The 19,691-nt window shown below is 64.9% G+C and carries 17 protein-coding genes; 12 read left to right on the forward strand and 5 right to left on the reverse strand.

Going from position 1 to position 19,691, the window contains the following annotated elements:
- Positions 1–131 precede the first annotated feature (131 nt).
- Positions 132–674, reverse strand: coding sequence for a DoxX family protein (locus HPT29_RS16535; RefSeq protein ID WP_173949285.1), 543 nt, complete (start codon positions 672–674; stop codon positions 132–134).
- 118 nt (positions 675–792) lie between these two features.
- A complete protein-coding gene (gene galE, locus HPT29_RS16540) occupies positions 793–1,785 on the reverse strand; it encodes a UDP-glucose 4-epimerase GalE (protein WP_173949284.1) in 993 nt (330 codons plus the stop codon).
- A gap of 114 nt (positions 1,786–1,899) precedes the next feature.
- Here galE and HPT29_RS16545 point away from each other — a divergent pair, with 114 nt between their 5' ends.
- Positions 1,900–2,205, forward strand: coding sequence for a hypothetical protein (locus HPT29_RS16545; RefSeq protein WP_173949283.1), 306 nt, complete (start codon positions 1,900–1,902; stop codon positions 2,203–2,205).
- Between the two features lie 181 nt (positions 2,206–2,386).
- Here HPT29_RS16545 and HPT29_RS16550 read toward each other — a convergent pair whose 3' ends face one another.
- Positions 2,387–2,728 carry a hypothetical protein gene (locus tag HPT29_RS16550; RefSeq protein WP_173949282.1) on the reverse strand — a complete coding sequence of 114 codons (342 nt, stop codon included), beginning with the start codon at positions 2,726–2,728 and terminating at the stop codon, positions 2,387–2,389.
- Between HPT29_RS16550 and HPT29_RS16555 the strand changes: the two genes are divergently transcribed.
- The 3 genes from HPT29_RS16555 to HPT29_RS16565 all read left to right on the forward strand — a co-directional run bounded on the left by HPT29_RS16555 (position 2,721) and on the right by HPT29_RS16565 (position 8,621).
- Positions 2,721–5,786: a calcium-binding protein gene (locus HPT29_RS16555; protein WP_173949281.1), complete on the forward strand. Its 3,066-nt coding sequence runs from the start codon at positions 2,721–2,723 to the stop codon at positions 5,784–5,786. The genes HPT29_RS16550 and HPT29_RS16555 overlap by 8 nt on opposite strands.
- 301 nt (positions 5,787–6,087) lie before the next feature.
- Positions 6,088–7,464 carry a pyridoxal-phosphate dependent enzyme gene (locus tag HPT29_RS16560; protein WP_173949280.1) on the forward strand — a complete coding sequence of 459 codons (1,377 nt, stop codon included), beginning with the start codon at positions 6,088–6,090 and terminating at the stop codon, positions 7,462–7,464.
- A complete protein-coding gene (locus HPT29_RS16565; RefSeq protein ID WP_173949279.1) occupies positions 7,461–8,621 on the forward strand; it encodes a cystathionine gamma-synthase in 1,161 nt (386 codons plus the stop codon). Before HPT29_RS16560 ends, HPT29_RS16565 begins: the two co-directional genes overlap by 4 nt.
- Positions 8,622–8,775: 154 nt before the next feature.
- On the opposite strand, the gene hutC is transcribed toward HPT29_RS16565, so the two are convergent.
- Together hutC and HPT29_RS16575 are read right to left on the reverse strand one after the other, a co-directional pair.
- Positions 8,776–9,480, reverse strand: coding sequence for a histidine utilization transcriptional repressor HutC (hutC, locus tag HPT29_RS16570; RefSeq protein ID WP_173949278.1), 705 nt, complete (start codon positions 9,478–9,480; stop codon positions 8,776–8,778).
- Between the two features lie 7 nt (positions 9,481–9,487).
- The gene (locus HPT29_RS16575; protein ID WP_173949277.1) at positions 9,488–10,846 is read right to left on the reverse strand and encodes a formimidoylglutamate deiminase; all 1,359 of its coding nucleotides are present in this window, start codon (positions 10,844–10,846) and stop codon (positions 9,488–9,490) included.
- Positions 10,847–10,996: 150 nt separating this feature from the next.
- On the opposite strand from HPT29_RS16575, the gene hutI reads away from it, so the two are divergent.
- The 8 genes from hutI to HPT29_RS16615 all read left to right on the forward strand — a co-directional run bounded on the left by hutI (position 10,997) and on the right by HPT29_RS16615 (position 19,622).
- Positions 10,997–12,199, forward strand: a complete 1,203-nt coding sequence (hutI, locus tag HPT29_RS16580) for an imidazolonepropionase (RefSeq protein ID WP_173949276.1) — start codon at positions 10,997–10,999, stop codon at positions 12,197–12,199.
- A gap of 11 nt (positions 12,200–12,210) precedes the next feature.
- Positions 12,211–13,746, forward strand: a complete 1,536-nt coding sequence (gene hutH, locus HPT29_RS16585; RefSeq protein ID WP_173949312.1) for a histidine ammonia-lyase — start codon at positions 12,211–12,213, stop codon at positions 13,744–13,746.
- Positions 13,743–14,573 (forward strand): N-formylglutamate deformylase, encoded by an 831-nt coding sequence (gene hutG / locus HPT29_RS16590; RefSeq protein WP_173949275.1) that lies wholly within the window; start codon positions 13,743–13,745, stop codon positions 14,571–14,573. Before hutH ends, hutG begins: the two co-directional genes overlap by 4 nt.
- Before the next feature lie 16 nt (positions 14,574–14,589).
- A complete protein-coding gene (gene hutU, locus HPT29_RS16595) occupies positions 14,590–16,254 on the forward strand; it encodes a urocanate hydratase (protein WP_173949274.1) in 1,665 nt (554 codons plus the stop codon).
- Positions 16,254–16,832, forward strand: coding sequence for a HutD/Ves family protein (locus HPT29_RS16600; protein ID WP_173949273.1), 579 nt, complete (start codon positions 16,254–16,256; stop codon positions 16,830–16,832). Before hutU ends, HPT29_RS16600 begins: the two co-directional genes overlap by 1 nt.
- A 180-nt stretch (positions 16,833–17,012) precedes the next feature.
- Entirely contained in the window at positions 17,013–17,954 is a 942-nt protein-coding gene (locus tag HPT29_RS16605) for an ABC transporter substrate-binding protein (protein WP_173949272.1), read from the forward strand.
- Between the two features lie 103 nt (positions 17,955–18,057).
- Positions 18,058–18,834: an ABC transporter permease gene (locus HPT29_RS16610; protein WP_173949271.1), complete on the forward strand. Its 777-nt coding sequence runs from the start codon at positions 18,058–18,060 to the stop codon at positions 18,832–18,834.
- A complete protein-coding gene (locus HPT29_RS16615) occupies positions 18,831–19,622 on the forward strand; it encodes an ABC transporter ATP-binding protein (protein WP_173949270.1) in 792 nt (263 codons plus the stop codon). Before HPT29_RS16610 ends, HPT29_RS16615 begins: the two co-directional genes overlap by 4 nt.
- Positions 19,623–19,691 lie beyond the last annotated feature (69 nt).

Raw genomic sequence — 19,691 nt, forward strand, 5'->3', positions numbered from 1 at the left:
TGAAAAATTACCGTTGCCCGTGCGCAAAAGCACGGCGCGGCAATGCTTTATGGCCCGGATAAGAGGCTGAATGAAGGCATGAGCCTCGCAGACGGGAGCGAGTCGGTCCAGGGCCCTCAGCGCCGCTTCGCTCACGCGGCGTCCGCCAGTTCTTCCTCCTCGGCCGCAGGGCGGACGGGCGTGGGACGCGGCTTGGGCGCACGTGGACGGGACGGCTGCCTCTTCTTGCCCTTGGCCGGCTTGGCCTTGCCGTTCAGCCCCCGCCACCAGCCCTGCCAGCTCCAGGCTCCCGGCCCCACGAGGGCGTAGAACAGGAGAGCGGCCAGGACCCCGAGATGGGAGAGGAACACCGCCTGCTCCGTCTGGCGGTTGAGGCCGGCATAGTCCCAGAAGCGGTGCTGGGTGCCGGTCGTCACCACCAGGGCGGCGATCAGAACGGAGGCGCTCAGGCGCGGCGCGAAGCCGAAGATGAGGGCCAGGGGACCAAAGACCTCAGCGAGCACGATCAGGGTCGCCACCACGTCGCCGTAGGGCATGCCCTTCAGGGTCAGGGCGGCGGCGAGCCCGGAAATGTTTGAGAGGCGGCCGATGGCGACCGGGAGGAAGCAGCCGGCCAGCAGCAGGCGGTTCAGCAGCAGAATCCCGTTGACGCCCGATCCCCTGTCCTCGCCCATGCCCTCGTCCTCCCCCTCGCCTGGTCCGGCGGCGCCGGGAATCGGCCCGGCGCCTGAGGAGCATTTGAGGCAGAGGTTCTTAATCGGCTGTTAGCGCCAGCCGGCAATCCACCGCCCGTCAGAGCTTGAGGTTCCGCTCGCGAAGCATGGTCTCCCATTTCAGGGAATGCTCCACGATGGTGGCGAGATCGTCGAGGCGGGGCTCCCATCCCAGCTTGGCCCGGATCCGGGTCGAGTCCGCCACGATCGTCGACGGGTCGCCCGCCCGACGCGGCCCGATCCGGGCCTCGACGGGTTTCCCGGAGACCTTGCGCACCGTCTCGATGACATCCGAGACGGAAAAGCCGTGCCCGTAGCCGCAATTCATGACGAGGCTCTCGCCGCCCTGGTCGAGATGGGTCAGCGCCTGCACATGGGCCGCGATCAGATCGCTCACATGGATGTAGTCGCGGATGCAGGTGCCGTCCGGCGTCGGATAATCCGTGCCGAAGATCTCCATGTGGGACCGCATGCCGAGCGCCGTCTGCACCGCCACCTTGATCAGGTGGGTGGCGTTCGCGGTCGACTGGCCGTGGCGCATCAGCGGATCGGCGCCTGCCACGTTGAAATAGCGAAGGGCCACGTAGCGCATGTCGTGAGCGGCCGCGACGTCGTGCAGCATGATTTCCGTCAGCCGCTTCGAACTGCCATAGGGCGACAGGGGCCCCAGGGGCGCATCCTCGTCGATCGGCTTGTCGGAGGTGTCGCCGTAGACGGCCGCCGTCGACGAGAACACGAATTTCTCGACGCCTGCGGCCACTGCGGCCGCCATGAGGGAGCGGCTCTTGACCGTGTTGTTCAGATAGTAGCCGAGCGGGTCGGAGACGGATTCCGGCACGATGAGCTTGGCGGCGAAATGCGCGATGGCGTCAATTCGGTGCTGCTGCAGCGTGCGGAGAACGACCTCGTAATCGCCCACGTCGCCGACAACGAGGGGTACGCCCTCCGGAACCGACCAGCGGAAGCCGGTCGAGAGGTTGTCGAAGACGATCGGGTTATGCCCGGCATCGAGCAGCGCCAGAACCATGTGGCCGCCGATGTACCCTGCCCCGCCTGTCACGAGAACGTTCATGAAATCTCCTGAAAACCTGCTCAACTTTTCGCCTGCTGGCTTTATGAGTTCTGGAATTCTAGATCAAGCAAGCCTCAATGGAAGACTGCCGGGCCGATTTTGGAGGGGTGCAGAATGGATGATCGGAAGGAATACTGGTGGGTTCATCACGAAGCCGAGGTGCAGCCGGCCGAGGTCGATTTCGTCGGCGGCATTCCGGTGGGCTTCCGGTTCATTGGCAGGGCCGGGACGATCCCCGCCGCCTCCGCCGAACTGCTCGAGCGGCTGCCCGCCCCGCCGCGCCCCGTCATCAGGCCCCAGGCGCCGCAACCGGCCGCCGCGCAGCCTCAGCGGCGCGGCTCCTGGCTCTGGTTCATCGGCATTCTGCTGCTGATTTTGGTCGCGCAATGCTCGGGAGATCTTTTCGACCTGATCAAATGATCAAAAGTTCCGCCACCATGTGATCCATAGGGGTAGCGGCACCTATCAAAAAGGCTTCATCCCATTCGAGGTAGGATTATACTTCGACGGCATTACACCTCTTCATATCTGTTCGTCCTTTAACTCGGAATTGCTCCACGCGTATGAAATAAAGCCATTTCACTTCGCGGGATCTGCCTATTTAATCCTGGGTAATCAGGCCGATACTGTAGAGGAACACGTCCAGATGCTCATCACTTCCAGCGAGGCGGAAGCCAGTTCCGCCTCGAAGACCCGGACGGGTCGCCTGCCCCTTTTGGAAGAGCCGTTTCGTCGGATCGCCAGACACGCAGACCTGAACGCCGCCGCTTAGCCGGCTGCCATCTCCCACAACAATCGGCTTTCGCAATGCGCGCACTGGAGAGGTTCCGGTGACGATGACGCACGCGATCAGTCCGACTCGGAAAACGCAGACCCATAAGGATTTTTCGATGACTATTTTCGTCAACGGGCCTTCGACCAGCGCATCTGAAAACGTGGCCAAGATCAAAGCGGCCATCGTGGCGGCAAACAAGGAGTATCAAACGACCGGAGTTCAGGTGAAGGTCCAACTCAGCGAGGGCAAGTGGGTTGTTACGGGCGATCAGAACAACGCGTCACGTGGAGCAATCGAGCTTCTCTCAGGTGTTGAGCTGACCGGCTCTGGCAACCGCGGTACGATCATTCAGCTGGAAGACAACTTCAATTCCCGGATCAACGGAATCGTAAGGACAGCATTGACGGATGTCGAGAACGTTAAGATCTCGAATCTTATCATCGACGGCAATCGCGACAAGCAGGCCCTCGGCAGCCATCAGGCAGGCTTCATCTGCGGAGCCAAGGACGATCCAGATGATGTTGGTCCAGCGCGCATTCAGAAGGATATCACCATCGACGGCGTGGAGGTACGAAACTGCACGGCCTACGGTTTCAACCCGCACGAAAAGACCTACAACATGGTCATCCGGAACTCCGTCGCCCACCACAACGGGCTCGATGGATTCGTGGCAGACGCTGTTATTGGGGGCGTCTATGAGAACAACAAGTCTTATGCAAATGACAGGCACGGTTTCAACATCCAGAACGAAACCCTGAACCTTGTCCTGAAGAACAATGAAGCCTACGGAAACGGCTTCCGCTACATGTATAATGGTGAGTTCTCCGGAGGTGCTGGGATCACGATTCAGCGCGGCGATATCCCACCCAAGGGATCGACGACGATTCCATGGGTGTCCGGCGTCCAGATCATCGGCGGCTCTTACTACGCCAACGGCAAGGAAGGCATTCTGGTCAAACTGTCGGACCACGTGACAATCGATGGAGCGACTATCTTCGGCAACATGCGCCAGGGTGTCAAGGTCGAGGGCGCAACCTATACGACACTGAAAAACAGCACGATCTACAACAACGCACAGGATACCAGCGACGCCTACGATGAGGTGAACATCCGCTTTCGCCCGGACTTCGAGGATGGCCGTGGCCAGGCACTGCCAAAAACGTACTATGCAACGGACACTCAGGTCCTAGATAACATCATCTACTCAGACGGTGCTATTAGAGCTCGATACGGCATTCGAGAAGAACCCAAGAACGATGATGGCAATCCGGCTACCATAACGTTCATCAGCGGCAACGACGTGGAAGGCGCGTTCTCAGGGCGAATTTCGGCCCCCGGCTACCAAGATGTCTGGATCGGGACAGACGGCAATGACACCATCAGCGGCGGCCCGAATGGCGAGGAACTGCGCGGTCTTGGCGGGAACGATACTTACATCGTGAATCACTCGAAAGATATCGTAATCGAGGAGGCCGACGGAGGAATCGATCATGTGCAGTCGACGACGAACTTCACTCTGAAAGCCAACGTTGAGAACCTCACGATCATCGGAGACAAAGTTTCTTCTACCACCGGAAAAGGCATGAATGGCACCGGAAATGAACTCGCCAACAAGTTGACGGGCAATCATCTCTCCAACGAGCTCGAAGGGCTGGACGGCGACGATACCCTGGACGGCGGAGCCGGCGCTGACAAGCTCACGGGCGGCAACGGCAATGACATTTACTACGTAGACTCTGCCGATGACATCATTATCGAGAAAGCAAACAACGTCGGTGGCATTTCCCTAGGTGGGATTGATACGGTTTACAGCACTGTGAGCTATACACTCTCCGCTCAGGTCGAGAACTTGATCCTCCAGGGATCGGGCAATATCAACGGCACTGGAAACTCGTCGAAGAACGTCATCACAGGTAATTCCGGCAACAACATTCTGGACGGCAAGGGCGGCGAGGACCTGATGACGGGGGGAGCCGGCAATGACACCTATTACGTCTATAACTCAAAGGCTGTTGTCGCAGAGTACGCTGGTGGAGGAACCGACACGATCTATACGACGGTCAGCTACACACTGAGTCAATATGTCGAGAATCTGGTCCTTCAGGGGGATGTCATCGAAGGGGTAGGCAACGAACTCGGCAACTTCATACTCGGAAACGATGCTGCCAATAAGCTCTATGGTCATGACGGCGACGATACACTGCAAGGTGGTCTCGGCAACGACACCTTGGATGGCGGAGCTGGTACCGATACGGCCATCTATTCAGGCGTCGGGGCTGACTACACGTTCGCTCAAACCAATGTAGGCCTCACCGTAACGAATAAGAACGGAGAGGTCGACACGCTCAAAGGAGTTGAAATCCTGCAGTTCTCCGATGGCCGCCTGAACAACGGCGTGTGGGAGGCCAACCCCGTAGCTCCAACCAATCCTGGCACCCCTGCCACGCCAAGCAACCCCGGAACGCCCGGCACTCCGAGCGGTCCGATCGTTTCCGAGGTTCCGACTGAGTTCCGCAACGGCAACTCGAAGGGGAACACCCTCATCGGCAATGACAACATCAACGTCATGAAGGGCCTCGGCGGCAACGACGTGATTAAGGGGCGTGGCGGCGACGACAAGCTCTATGGCGGTGTCGGGAGCGACAAGGTCTACGGCGAGAGCGGCGACGATTACGTCTACGGCGACAGCGGCAACGACCGGGTTTATGGCGGCGCCGGCGACGACCGGGTCTATGGCGGCTCCGGCAACGACCGGGTCTATGGTGACAGCGGCAACGACCATGTCTATGGCGGCGGCGGCAACGACACGGTCTATGGCGGCGCCGGAGACGACGTGATCGACGGCGACAGCGGCAACGACATCCTCTACGGCAATGCCGGCAGCGACGCCTTCGTGTTCGCGGACAAGATCGGCAGCGCCAGCACCAACCGCAAGGTGAACTTCGACACGATCAAGGACTTCAACGTCAAGTACGACAGCCTCTGGCTCGACAACGCGGTGTTCAAGAAGCTCGGGAGCGGCACGTTGTCGAACCCGACGCAGCTGAACAAGGAGTTCTTCGTCGCCGGCACCAAGGCCAAGGAGAAGGACGACTACCTGATCTACAACAAGAAGACGGGAATCCTCAGCTACGATGCCGACGGGTCGGGCTCCGAGGCGGCGGTGGAGATCGCGCAGCTCTCGAAGAACCTCAAGCTGACCTACCAGGACTTCTTCGTCGTTTGACGACGGGGCCAGATCGAGGTCCCTGCCGGCCAGGCAGGGACCTGTCATCCAACGCCGAAGCATCGGACCCGCTGTGGGGCCGGTGCTTCGGCTGTTTCCAGGGGCGCGTTTCCGGACGCGACCGGGCCAGGGACGGCTCATCCTGCGGTCTGGGCCGGCGGTCGTTCCCGAACCATAGCCGGTGTACCGCCGTTGGGTGAGGAGAACGGCACGTGACAATCCGGAAGGGGATCTATAAGAACCGACCTGTTTCACGTATAAAAAGAAACAAATATTCTATTATACATCAGAAAGATGCGAAATGGTCGCTCACGGAGCCCTGGACCTGATCGGCAAGACCCCCCTGGTCGAGGTCACGAGACTGGATACCGGTCCCTGCAAGCTCTTCCTCAAGCTCGAGAGCGCCAACCCGAGCGGCTCCATCAAGGACCGTCCGGCCCGGGCCATGATCGAGGCTGCGGAAGCCGACGGACGTCTGAAACCAGGCGGCACCATCGTCGAGGCGACGGCCGGCAACACCGGTGTCGGCCTGGCGCTGGTGGGCGCGAGCAAGGGCTATCGCACCCTCCTCGTGGTGCCGGACAAGATGAGCCGTGAGAAGGTCCTGCACGCCAAGGCCCTGGGTGCCGAGGTGGTGATCACCCGCTCGGACGTGGGCAAGGGCCACCCGGACTACTACCAGGACCTCGCCCAGGCGATCACCGACAAGACCCCGGGGGCCGTCTACATCAACCAGTTCGAGAACCCGGCGAACCCGGCCGCCCACGAGGCGAGCACCGGCCCCGAGATCCTCGACGGGATGGGCGGCGACGTGGACGCCGTGGTGGTCGGCGTCGGGTCCGGCGGCACCCTGTCGGGCGTCGGGCGCTATCTGAAGAAGGCCTCGCCCAAGACCGCCATGGTGCTGGCCGATCCCGCCGGCTCGATCCTCGCCCCGCTGGTCGAGACGGGACGGATGACCGAGGCCGGCTCCTGGGCTGTCGAGGGCATCGGCGAGGATTTCGTGCCGCCGAACTGCGATCTCTCCTTGGTCAAGAAGGCGTATTCCATCGGGGACAAGGAGAGCTTCTCGGCAGCGCGCGAGCTGCTGCGCCAGGAAGGCATTCTGGCAGGCTCCTCGTCCGGTACGCTGCTCGCGGCGGCGTTACGCTATTGCCGAGAGCAGACGGAGCCCAAGCGCGTCGTCACGCTGGTATGCGACACGGGCGCCAAATACCTGTCGAAGGTGTTCAACGATGCCTTCATCGCCCAGGAGGGCTGGCTCGACCGCCGCACCACCGGCACCGCGCGCGACGTGGTGATCAACCCGTTCGGCGAGGGCGCCACCATCTTCGTCTCGCCGGCCGAGACCTTGCGCTCAGCCTTTGCCCGCATGCGCTCCTCCGACGTCTCGCAGCTCCCGGTAATCGACGACGGCCGCGTGGTCGGGCTGATCGACGAGAGCGACATCCTGGACGCGCTCGTCGCCCACGAGGGTGCGCCACAGAACGTCTTCGACAAACCGGTACGCGACGTGATGGTCACGCGCCTGCAGACGATGTCCGCCGATGCTCCGGTCAGGGAGCTTCTGCCGCTCTTCGCCGCCGGCCTCGTGCCGGTGATCATGGACGGCGATTCCTTCGTCGGCCTCGCCACCCGCATCGACCTCATCAACTACTTCCGGATCCATCGCTCATGACCGCGCGCAACCAGCTCCATTTCGCAACCCGCTGCATCCATGCCGGCCAGTCGCCGGATCCCACCACCGGCGCGGTGATGATGCCGATCTACGCCACCTCGACCTTCGCGCAGGAGAGTCCCGGCGTTCACAAGGGCTTCGAATACGCCCGCTCGCAGAACCCGACCCGCATGGCGTTCGAGCGCTGCATCGCGGATCTCGAGGGCGGCGCAGCGGCCTTCGCCTTCTCGTCGGGCCTCGCGGCGAGCGCCACCGTGCTCGACATGCTGGAGCACGGCTCGCATATCGTCGCCTCCGATGACCTCTACGGCGGCACGCGCCGCCTCTTCGAGCGCGTGCGCAGGAAGTCGGCCGGCCTCGACATCACCTATGTGGATCTCGGGAACCCGGATGCCGTGAAGGCGGCCCTGCGCCCCAACACCAAGCTCGTCTGGGTCGAGACGCCCACCAACCCGCTCCTGAAGCTCGCCGACCTCGAGGCGATCGCGGCCGCCGCCCGCGGCCACGGCACCTGGCTCGTGGCCGACAACACCTTCGCGAGCCCGTGGGTGCAGCGCCCGCTGGAATTCGGCTTCGACATCGTGGTGCATTCCACCACGAAATACCTCAACGGCCATTCCGACATGGTCGGGGGCGTGGTGATCGTCGGCCAGAACCCGGATATCCGCGAGAAGATCGCCTTCCTGCAGAATGCCGTCGGGTCCGTGTCCGGCCCCTTCGACAGCTTCCTGGCCCTGCGCGGCCTCAAGACCCTGTCGCTGCGCATGGAGCGGCACTGCACCTCGGCGCTTAGGATCGCCCAGTTCCTGGAAAGCCATCACGGCGTGGACGGGGTGATCTATCCGGGCCTCGCCTCGCACCCGCAGCACGAGCTCGCCAAGCGCCAGATGCGCGGCTTCGGCGGCATCATCACGGCCCGCATCGCGGGCGGTCTCGAGGGCGCGACGCGCTTCCTGGAGCGCTGCCAGCTCTTCACGCTGGCGGAGAGCCTCGGGGGCGTCGAGAGCCTGATCGAGCATCCGGCGATCATGACCCATGCCTCGGTACCGGCGGAGGTGCGCGCCGAGCTCGGCATCGACGACGGGCTCGTGCGCCTGTCGGTCGGCATCGAGGATGCGGACGACCTGATCGAGGATCTGCGATCGGCCCTGTCGTAAGCCCACCCCCTGCCCTTGACGTCATCACCGGGCTTGTCCCGGTGATCGCGATTGTTCGAACCGCAACGCATGTCCGTATCGGGATGGCCGGCACAAGGCCGGCCATGACGGCGAGGGTCTGCGGTCCGATGCGTCCCTGGCCGACACGCCCCGATCAAGCAACCGGCGAGAACCGTCCCACGAGCTGATGCCGGTCACCCGGATAGGTGATGCGCGCCTCGGTCACGAAGGCGCCGGCCTGCCAGGTCCGGCGCTCCAGCACCAGGCAGGCGGTTCCCGTCTGAATCTGCAGCCGCTTCGCCATCGCGCTATCGGCGCTGACGGCGCGCACGATATGCTCCGCATCCGTCCACGGCACGCGCCGCAACAGCCAGGTGCCCGGCGGATCGTCCTTGAACGTCTCCTCGTCGGCTTCGGGCACGGTGGCGAGATGGATCAGGCGCTGCTCGAAGGCCTGCGGCACGTCGTCCATGACATGAAGCGTGGACAGGCAGAGCATCTTCGTGCCCGCCGGCTGGCCCGTGCGCTGCGCGGCCGCGGCATCGATGGGCTCGATGGCGCGATGCAGGATCTTGAACTCGTAGTCGATTCCGGCCCTGGCCGCCTCGAGGGCGAAGTCCTGGATCTGTAGCACGGCCTGCTGGCTGCTCGGCTCCGCCACCACCGTGCCGGCGCGGCGCCGGCGCGTGATGAGGCCGTTGGCCGCGAGCGTGGAGAGCACCTTGTTCACGGTCATGCGCGAGCAGCCATATTCGGCCATCAGCTCGTGCTCGAAGGGAATGCGGTGGCCCGGCGGCCATTCGCCGGACATGATCTTGGCTTCGATGTCGTCACGGATGCGCTGGTGCAGATGCTTCATGCGTCACTCATGCCAGAATTCGCGCCATGGCGCGCGCATAGCGGGCGAGGATTGCCCCGCGATTCACGTGCCGGCCGTTCCTGACCACGTCCCGGCCCGCGACCACCACGGTATCGACGGCCGCCTTGCCTGCCACGAACACGTAAGAATCGATCCAGCGATCGCCTGAGACGGCGGCGAGATCCGGATGGTCGGCACCCAGCACCACGAGATCGGCGCGGTGCCCAGCTGCGATCGCCCCGATGCGGCGGCCGAGAACCTGGGCACCACCCGCCAGCGCCGCATCATAGAGGCTGCGGCCGGTCGATTGGCCCTCGTGCTCGGCCAGGACGTTGCGGGCGCGGTGCTTCAGGCGCTGGCTGTACTCGAACTGCTTGAGTTCTCCGGGGGCGGAGATCTCGACGTTCGAGTCGGACCCCACGCCGAACCGGCCCCCGGCCATGAGGAAATCGACACCCTCGAAGATGCCGTCGCCGAGATTGGCCTCGGTGATCGGGCACAGGCCCGCCACCGCGTTGCTCCTGGCGATCCCTTCGACCTCCCGCGAATCAAGATGGGTTGCGTGGATGAGGCACCAGCGACGATCCACAGGCGCATGGTCGAGCAGCCATGCGACGGGGCGCTGCCCCGACCAGGCAAGGCAATCCTCGACCTCCTTGACCTGCTCGGAGATGTGGATGTGGACCGGCCCCTCGCCAGATAGCGCAACGACTGCGCGCAGGCTCTCCGGGGTGACGGCGCGCAGGCTGTGCGGCGCGACGCCGACCACCGCATCGTCGAGATCAGCGACGGCTCGGCGCGCGCCCTCGAGCAGACGGGCATAGCTCTCCGGATCGTTGATGAAGCGCCGCTGGCCGTCGCCGGGCGCGGCTGCGCCGAAGCCTCCCTGGGCATAGAACACGGGCAGCAGCGTCAGACCCATGCCGGTCTCCTGAACGGCCGCCGCAATGCGGCCGGAGAGTTCCGCGCTATCGGCATAGGCGCGTCCGTCCACATCATGGTGCAGGTAATGGAACTCGGCGAGGGCCGTGAAGCCGCCCTCCAGCATCTCCATCATGGCGAAGGCCGCGATGGCCTCGACGTCGTCGGGCGTCAGGGAGCCGAGGAACCGGTACATCACCTGCCGCCAAGTCCAGAAGCTGTCCCCTTCCGGTCCCCGGGTTTCGGCAAGTCCTGCCATGCCGCGCTGGAACGTATGGGAGTGCAGGTTCGGCAAGCCGGGCAGCGTGATTCCGGCAACGCGCTCGCGACCTTCGGGCGTATCATGCGGCCGAACGGCCGTGATCGTCCCGCCGTCGATATCGACCCCCACCTGCTGCGCCCAGCCTTCCGGCAGCAGGGCGTGATCGAGAATGAGCCTGCGCATGGTGACACCTTCGCTGTTGATGCTTCAGGACCATCGCCGCCAAAATGCCATGCCGGGGCCGGACCATCAGAACCGATCGAATAAGTATAGACAATACCCTCGAACCGCGATTATGTATAGACATTATCGAAACCTCACCGGAGCAGGACCATGCGCTTCGACCGGGTCTGGTTCAACGCCCGACTTGCCACGCTGACAGGGGACGATCTCGGGATCGTCGAGAGCGGCGCCGTCGCCGCGAAGGATGGCCGGATCGCCTTTGCCGGCCCGGCGAACCAGTTGCCCACCGGCTGGGAGGCCGCCGAGCGAATCGACTGCGAACGCCGCTGGATCACCCCCGGCCTCGTCGACTGTCATACTCACCTCGTCTATGGCGGCGACCGGGCGCATGAGTTCGAGCTGCGCCTGAAGGGTGCAAGCTACGAGGAGATCGCCCGCGCGGGCGGCGGCATCGTGTCCACCGTGAAGGCGACGCGTGCCGCAAGCGAGGACGCATTGGTGGCGAGTGCCCTGCCCCGCCTCGATCATCTCATCGCGGAGGGCTGCACCACGGTCGAGATCAAGTCCGGCTACGGGCTCGACTTCGAAACCGAGGCGCGCTCCCTGCGTGCGGCGCGCCGGCTCGCCGGAGAACGGCCCGTTTCCGTCGTTACCACGTTCCTCGGCGCCCATGCGCTGCCGCCCGAGGCGAACGGCGACAAGGATGCCTTCATCGAGAAGATCTGCCGCGACATGCTGCCGGCGCTCGCCCGTGAAGGTCTGGCCGACGCGGTCGACGCCTTCTGCGAGGGCATCGCCTTTTCTCCCGAACAGACCGCCCGCGTATTCGAGGCCGCCAGGGCGCACGGGCTCGCCGTCAAGCTGCATGCCGACCAGCTCTCGAACCTGCACGGTGCGAGGCTCGCGGCCGAATACGGGGCCCTCTCGGCCGATCATCTCGAATACACGGACGAGGAAGGCGCCGCCGCGATGGCGAAGGCCGGCACGGTCGCCGTGCTGCTGCCCGGCGCCTTCTACATGCTGCGTGAGACGAAGGTTCCGCCGGTGGCCGCCTTCCGCGAGGCCGGGACGCGCATGGCATTGGCGACCGATTCTAACCCGGGCACCTCGCCGCTGACGTCGCTCCTGCTCACCATGAACATGGGCGCGACCCTGTTCCGCATGACGGTCGAGGAATGCATCGCGGGGGTCACCCGCGAGGCGGCCCGCGCCCTCGGAAAGCTCGACGAGATCGGCACGCTGGAAGCCGGCAAGTCATGCGATCTCGCGATCTGGACCATCGAACGGCCGGCGGAGCTCGTCTACCGCATCGGCTTCAACCCGCTTCACGCCCGTGTCTGGAGGGGACAGTGACACAGACCATCATGCTTCATCCCGGCTCCGTCGCGCTCACCGACTGGCGCCATGTTTATACGGGCGCGGACGTGGCGCTCGATCCGGATTGCCGCGCCGCCATCGAGGCGGGCGCCAGGACCATCGAGGCGATCGTCGCCAAGGGCGAGCCGGTCTACGGCATCAACACGGGCTTCGGAAAGCTCGCGAGCGTGCGCATCGGCACCGCCGATCTGGCGACGCTCCAGCGCAACATCGTGCTGTCGCATGCGGCAGGCGTCGGCGAGCCGCTGCCGCCCGCCGTAGTCCGGCTCGTCATGGCCCTCAAGCTCGCAAGCCTGGCGCAGGGCGCCTCCGGCGTGCGCTGGTCGACGATCGAGCACCTGACCGCCTGCCTTCAGGCAAACCTCATTCCGGTCATCCCCGGTCAGGGATCCGTGGGGGCGTCGGGTGATCTCGCCCCCTTGGCCCATATGACGGCAGCCCTCATGGGCGTCGGCGAGTTCTTCGTCGACGGCAGCCGCGTGCCGGCCGAAGCGGCTCTCGGACGCGCCGGACTTGCGCCCCTGACGCTTGGCCCGAAGGAGGGTCTGGCGCTTCTGAACGGCACGCAGGTCTCGACCGCGCTCGCGCTGGCTGGCCTGTTCGAGGCGGAGCGCGTGTTCCAGGCGGCCCTCGTCACGGGTGCCCTTGCCACCGATGCCGCCAAGGGATCGGACGGGCCGTTCGACGAACGCATTCAGAAGCTGCGTCGCCACCGCGGCCAGATCGAGGTGGCTGCCTCCCTGCGTGCGTTGATGCAGGGCAGCGCCATCCGCGCTTCGCACCTCACCAACGATGACCGCGTGCAGGACCCGTACTGCCTGCGCTGCCAGCCGCAGGTGATGGGCGCGGTGCTCGACCTGCTGCGGCAGGCCGGCGAGACCCTCGGCACCGAGGCGAACGGCGTCTCCGACAATCCGCTGGTCTTCTCGGAGACGGGGGAGGTCATCTCGGGCGGCAACTTCCACGCGGAGCCGGTGGCTTTCGCCGCCGACATGATCGCCATGGCCCTGTGCGAGATCGGCTCGCTCGCCGAGCGGCGCATCGCCATGCTGGTCGATCCCGCCCTGTCGGGCCTTCCGGCCTTCCTCACCCCGAAGCCGGGCCTGAATTCCGGCTTCATGATCCCGCAGGTGACGGCGGCCGCGCTCGTCTCGGAAAACAAGCAGTGCGCCTATCCGGCGAGCGTGGATTCGATTCCGACCTCCGCCAACCAGGAGGACCATGTGTCCATGGCCACGCACGGCGCGCGGCGGCTCCTGCCGATGGCCGCGAATGCCGCGAACGTGATCGCCATCGAGCTGCTCGCGGCCGTCCAGGGCTGCGACTTCCATGCGCCCATGCGTTCGAGCGAGCGTCTGGAGCGGGCCCGCGCGCTGCTGCGCGGGACGGTGCCGCATCTCGACGACGACCGGCACATGGCGCCCGACATGGAACAGGCCGCCACCCTTGTGGTTTCCGGCGCGCTCGCGAACGCCGTGGGTTCCGACGTGCTGCCGCTCGTGACGGGTGGGGTCCGGGCATGAGCGGGCATCCGGACTGGCTCACGCTCACTCGCGGCGATGCGCCCCTGGTGGTGAGCCTGCCGCATACGGGCACGGAGATTCCCGCCGCGTACGAGCGCGGCCTCGTCTCGCCCTGGCTGGCGCGCAAGGATGCGGATTGGTGGATCGAGCGGCTCTACGGATTCGCCGCCGAACTCGGCGCCACCGTGATCCGAACCACGATCTCCCGCACGGTGATCGACGTGAACCGCGATCCGTCCGGCGTCTCGCTCTACCCGGGACAGGCGACCACGGAGCTGTGCCCGACCACCACGTTCGACGGCGATCCGCTCTACGAACCGGGCACCGAGCCGACCACCGAGGAGATCGCCGAGCGCCGCATCCACTTCTTCGATCCGTATCACGCGACGCTTCGTGGTGAGATCGAGCGTCTGCGCTCCAGACATGACAATGTCGTGGTCTACGATTGCCATTCGATCCGCTCGGTCATTCCCCGTCTCTTCGACGGCACCCTGCCCCACTTCAACATCGGCACCAATGGCGGCACCACCTGCGCGCCGGCCCTGATCGATGCCATCGAGGCGATCTGCGCCGTCAGCGGCTTCGGCCACGTGATCAACGGGCGCTTCAAGGGCGGGTTCATCACGCGCAGCCTCGGGCGTCCCGAAGCAGGCGTTCACGCGGTCCAGATGGAGCTCGCCTGCCGCGGCTACATGAAGGAGCCGCTCGGCCCCGTCGCGGAAGGCGAATGGCCGACGCCTTACGACGAGGACTATGCGGCGCCCATGCGGGCGGCGCTCACCCGCATCCTTCAAGCCTGCCTCACCTTCACCCTGTCCAAAGCCTGATCCGAGGACCCGTCCCATGACCCGCATCGACAACGCCCGCGTGATCCGCGCGCCCCACGGCACCGACCTGTCGGCCAAGAGCTGGCTGACGGAGGCGCCGCTCCGCATGCTGATGAACAACCTCGATCCCAACGTCGCCGAGAAGCCCGGCGAGCTCGTGGTCTATGGCGGCATCGGCCGCGCGGCGCGCGACTGGGAGAGCTTCGACCGCATCGTGGCCGCCCTGAAGAACCTGGAGGCCGACGAGACGCTTCTCGTGCAGTCCGGTAAGCCGGTCGGCGTGTTTCGCACCCATGCGGATGCGCCGCGCGTGCTGATCGCCAATTCCAATCTCGTGCCGCACTGGGCCACCTGGGACAAGTTCCACGAGCTCGATCGCAAGGGCCTGATGATGTACGGCCAGATGACGGCCGGCTCGTGGATTTATATCGGCACGCAGGGCATCGTGCAGGGCACTTACGAGACCTTCGTGGAGGTCGGCCGCCAGCACTACGGCGGCGATCTCTCCGGTCGCTGGATCCTCACCGGCGGCCTCGGCGGCATGGGCGGCGCGCAGCCGCTCGCCGCCACCATGGCGGGCGCCTCCTGCCTGGCGGTCGAGTGCCAGCCGAGCCGCATCGAGATGCGCCTGCGCACAGGCTATGTGGACCGGCGCGCCGACACGCTCGACGAGGCTCTGGCCATCATCGAGCAATCCTGCCGCGACCGGAAGCCCGTGTCGGTCGGCCTCCTCGGCAATGCGGCCGAGGTGTTTCCCGAGATCTACCGGCGTGGCATCCGTCCCGATGCGGTGACCGATCAGACTTCCGCGCACGATCCGATCAACGGCTACCTCCCGAAGGGCTGGACCCTCGCCGAGTGGGAGACCAGGCGCGAGACCGATCCCAAGGCGGTGGAGCACGCCGCCAAGCAATCCATGGCCGAGCACGTGCGCGCCATGCTCGACTTCCACAAGGCCGGCGTGCCGACCCTGGATTACGGCAACAACATCCGCCAGATGGCCAAGGAGGAAGGCGTCGCCGACGCGTTCGACTTTCCGGGCTTCGTGCCGGCCTATATCCGCCCGCTCTTCTGCCGCGGCATCGGACCGTTCCGCTGGTGCGCGCTCTCGGGCGATCCGGAGGATATCTACAAGACCGACGCCAAGGTGAAGGAGCTGCTGCCCGACAACAAGCACCTGCACAACTGGCTCGACATGGCGAAGGAGCGCATCCAGTTCCAGGGCCTGCCTGCCCGCATCTGCTGGGTCGGCCTCGGCGACCGGCATCGTCTCGGCCTCGCGTTCAACGAGATGGTCGCGAAGGGCGAGCTGAAAGCCCCGATCGTGATCGGCCGCGACCACCTCGATTCCGGCTCGGTCGCGAGCCCGAACCGCGAGACGGAGGCCATGAAGGACGGCTCCGACGCCGTGTCCGACTGGCCGCTCCTCAACGCGCTCCTCAACTGCGCGTCCGGGGCCACCTGGGTGTCGCTGCACCATGGCGGCGGCGTCGGCATGGGGTTCTCGCAGCATTCCGGCATGGTGATCGTCTGCGACGGAACGCCGGAGGCGGCCAAGCGCATCGAGCGCGTGCTGTGGAACGACCCGGCCACCGGCGTGATGCGCCATGCGGATGCGGGCTACGACATCGCGGTCGATTGCGCCCACGAGCACGGCCTCAACCTGCCGAGCCTGCGCTGATGGCGACGCGTGTCATCCGCAACCAGGATCTCGTCCGCGTACCTTGGAAGAACGGCCACGGTACCACCGCGGAGGTCGCCGCCTTTCCCGAGGGCTCGGGCTTCGAGACCTTCGGCTGGCGCGTCAGCATGGCGGATGTGGCCTCTGACGGACCGTTCTCGCGCTTTCCGGGGATCGACCGGACTCTGATCGTGGTCGAAGGCGGCGGCATCGAACTCGACGTGGAAGGCGTGTCTTACCGATTGGACCAGGGCACGCCGAAGCTCTCCTTCTCAGGCGACGACATCACCGCCGGGCGCCTCCTGTCCGGCCCGATCCGCGACCTCAACGTGATGACTCGGCGTGAGCAGTTCCGGCATCGGACCCGTTTCGTGGAATCGGGGGTTGCTCTTCTGTCGGAGGACACGGATGCCGCTTTCATCGTCCCGCTCGACGGTTCATTCGACGTGACCGTCGATTCGGCGATCCATTCGCTCGGGAGGCTCGATGCCCTGATGCTGGACGCGACGCAGGATCTGATCGCCCTGTCAGGGACTGGACGCGCGGTTCTCGTGGAGATTGCACCCGACCTCTCGTAGGAGCGCAATTTTTGATCCGGGATGCCCAAAACGGCGGCAAGTCGAAATGTCTATACATTTGACATTGCCGCTCCGGCATGGTGCCATCCGCCCGCTTAAGAGGAACGCTGCCCGGGGACGACAGCGTCCATGGGAACAGCGGGCGGAACGAGCCAGGAAATTGAAGGAACGGAGGCTGCAATGAAGGCGGTATTGGGTGGTTTGGCCGTGTTGGCGCTGGCGGTCGGTTCGGCCTCGGCGCAGGAGACGAAGGTGGCCATCGGCATCTCGGGCTGGACGGGCTTCGCGCCCCTGACGCTCGCCAAGGAAGCCGGGATCTTCAAGAAGAACGGCCTCGACGTCACGATCAAGAAGGTCCCGCAGGCAAGTCGGCACCTCGCCATCCAGTCCGGTGACATCCAATGCGCCGCCACGACGGTCGAGACCTGGATCGTGTGGAACGCGAACGGCGTCCCCACCAAGCAGATCTTCCAGCTCGACAAGAGCTACGGGGCCGACGGCATGGTGGTGAAGAACGACATCGCGTCCATCAAGGACATCAAGGGCAAGCAAGTCGCCGCCTCCGCGCCCGGCACGTCGCCCTATTTCGCCCTCTCCTGGATGCTCAAGAAGAACGGCCTGTCGGTGAAGGACGTGACCGTGGTCAACATGGAACCGGGCCCGGCCGCCCAGGCCTTCATCGCCGGCCAGAACGACGCTGCCATGACCTACGAGCCTTATCTCTCGTCCGTGCGCGCGGCGCCTCAATCCGGCAAGATCATCGCCACCACGCTCGACTATCCGATGGTCATGGACACCTTCGGCTGCACGCCGAAATTCCTCGCCGACAATCCGAAGGCCGCGAAGGCCTTTGCCGACAGCTACTTCGAAGCACTCGACATGATCGCCAAGGACCAGGCGAAGGCCTACGAGATCATGGGCGCGGACGTGAAGCAGACCGGCGAGGCCTTCGGCAAATCGGCCCAGTTCCTGCGCTGGCAGGACCGCGAAGCCAACAAGAAGTTCTTCGCGAGCGAGTTCAAGACCTTCTCGGCGGAAGCCGCCGACCTGCTGCTCGAGACCGGTATCATCAAGCAGAAGCCGGACATGGAAGCGCTCGCGGATACGAGCTTCATTCAGTAACCCATTCCATATGCGGCGGTCCGCTCGAGTGCAGGCCGCCGCGTCGTTCTATCTTCCCGCGCATCGTCCGGCGTCAATCGCCGGATTGCAGAACAGATCACACATGCCTCGTCCTCTCGAACCGGTCAGCCAGGGCACGCGCGTCGCGCTCGGCATCTCCTTCTTCATCCTGTTCTTCGCCGCCTGGGCCTTCGCGACTCTGGGCGGCTTCGTCTCACGCACCTTCCTGGCCGATCCGATCACCATGGTGCAGGACGGCTGGCTGCTACTCACGCGCTTCGGTTTCCTGAACGATATCGGCGTCACGGTCTGGCGTGTCGTCGGCGGTTTCGTGCTTGCGGCGATCGTCGCCGTGCCGCTCGGCATCATGATGGGCGCCTACAAATCCTTCGAAGCCTTCCTCGAACCGTTCGTATCCTTCGCCCGCTACCTGCCGGCCTCCGCCTTCGTGCCGTTGCTCATCCTGTGGGCCGGCATCGGCGAGATGCAGAAGCTCCTCGTGATCTTCATCGGTTCGGTCTTCCAGATCATCCTCATGGTGGCGGTCGCGGTCGGCAACACCCGTCGCGATCTCGTCGAGGCGGCCTATACGCTCGGCTCCAAGGACCGGGGTGTGGTGAGGCGCGTGCTCATTCCGGCCAATGCGCCCGAGATCGCCGAGATCCTGCGGCTCGTGCTCGGCTGGGCCTGGACCTACGTGATCGTCGCGGAGCTCATCGGCTCCTCGTCGGGAATCGGGCACATGATCATCGACAGCCAGGCGCTTCTCGCGACGGGACAGATGATCTTCGGCATCATCGTAATCGGCGTCATCGGCCTCATCTCGGACTTCCTGTTCAAGGCTCTCAACCGCTCGCTCTTCCCCTGGAGGCTCGCATGACCGGCACGATCCTCCAGATCGACAACGTCTCGCGCGTGTTCCCGGGCGTGCGCGGCGGCGCGCCCGTGCGGGCGCTCGAGCCCACGAACCTGCAGGTGGTGCAGAACGACTTCATCACCATTCTCGGCCCGTCCGGCTGCGGGAAATCCACGCTCCTGCGCATCGTCGCGGGCCTCGACCGCCCGAGCGGCGGCCGCGTGCTGCTCAACGGCCGCGGGATCAAGGGACCGGGCGCGGATCGGGGCATGGTGTTCCAGTCCTACACCCTGTTCCCGTGGCTGACGATTGCCGAGAACATCGCGTACGGCCTGCGCGAGAAGGGCATGGCCAAAGCGGAGCGCCAGGACATCGTCGCGTCGTACACGGACAAGGTGGGCTTGCGCGGCTTCGAGAATCATTATCCCAAGCAGCTCTCCGGCGGCATGCAGCAGCGCACCGCCATCGCCCGGGCGCTCGCCAACGATCCGGACATCCTGCTCCTCGACGAGCCCTTCGGCGCCCTCGACAACCAGACCCGCGGACTGATGCAGGAGCTGCTGCTGGGCATCTGGGAACGCGAGCGCAAGACAGTGCTCTTCGTCACCCATGACATCGAGGAAGCGATCTTCCTCGCGTCCCGCGTCGTCGTCATGTCGGCCCGCCCGGGGCGGATCAAGGCGGACATTCCGGTCGACCTGCCGCATCCCCGCCACTACACCATGAAGACGACGCCGGAATTCTCGAGCCTGAAGGCGCAGCTGACCGAAGAGATCCGCGTCGAGGCCATGCAGGCGGAAGGCGTGCATTGACGCTCGAGGCGGCCGCAGCGCATACAACGTAAGGCCTTTGCGCTACCCTTCCGGGTGAATTGACGCTTC

The organism is Microvirga terrae, from assembly GCF_013307435.2.
Lineage (GTDB): Bacteria > Pseudomonadota > Alphaproteobacteria > Rhizobiales > Beijerinckiaceae > Microvirga > Microvirga terrae.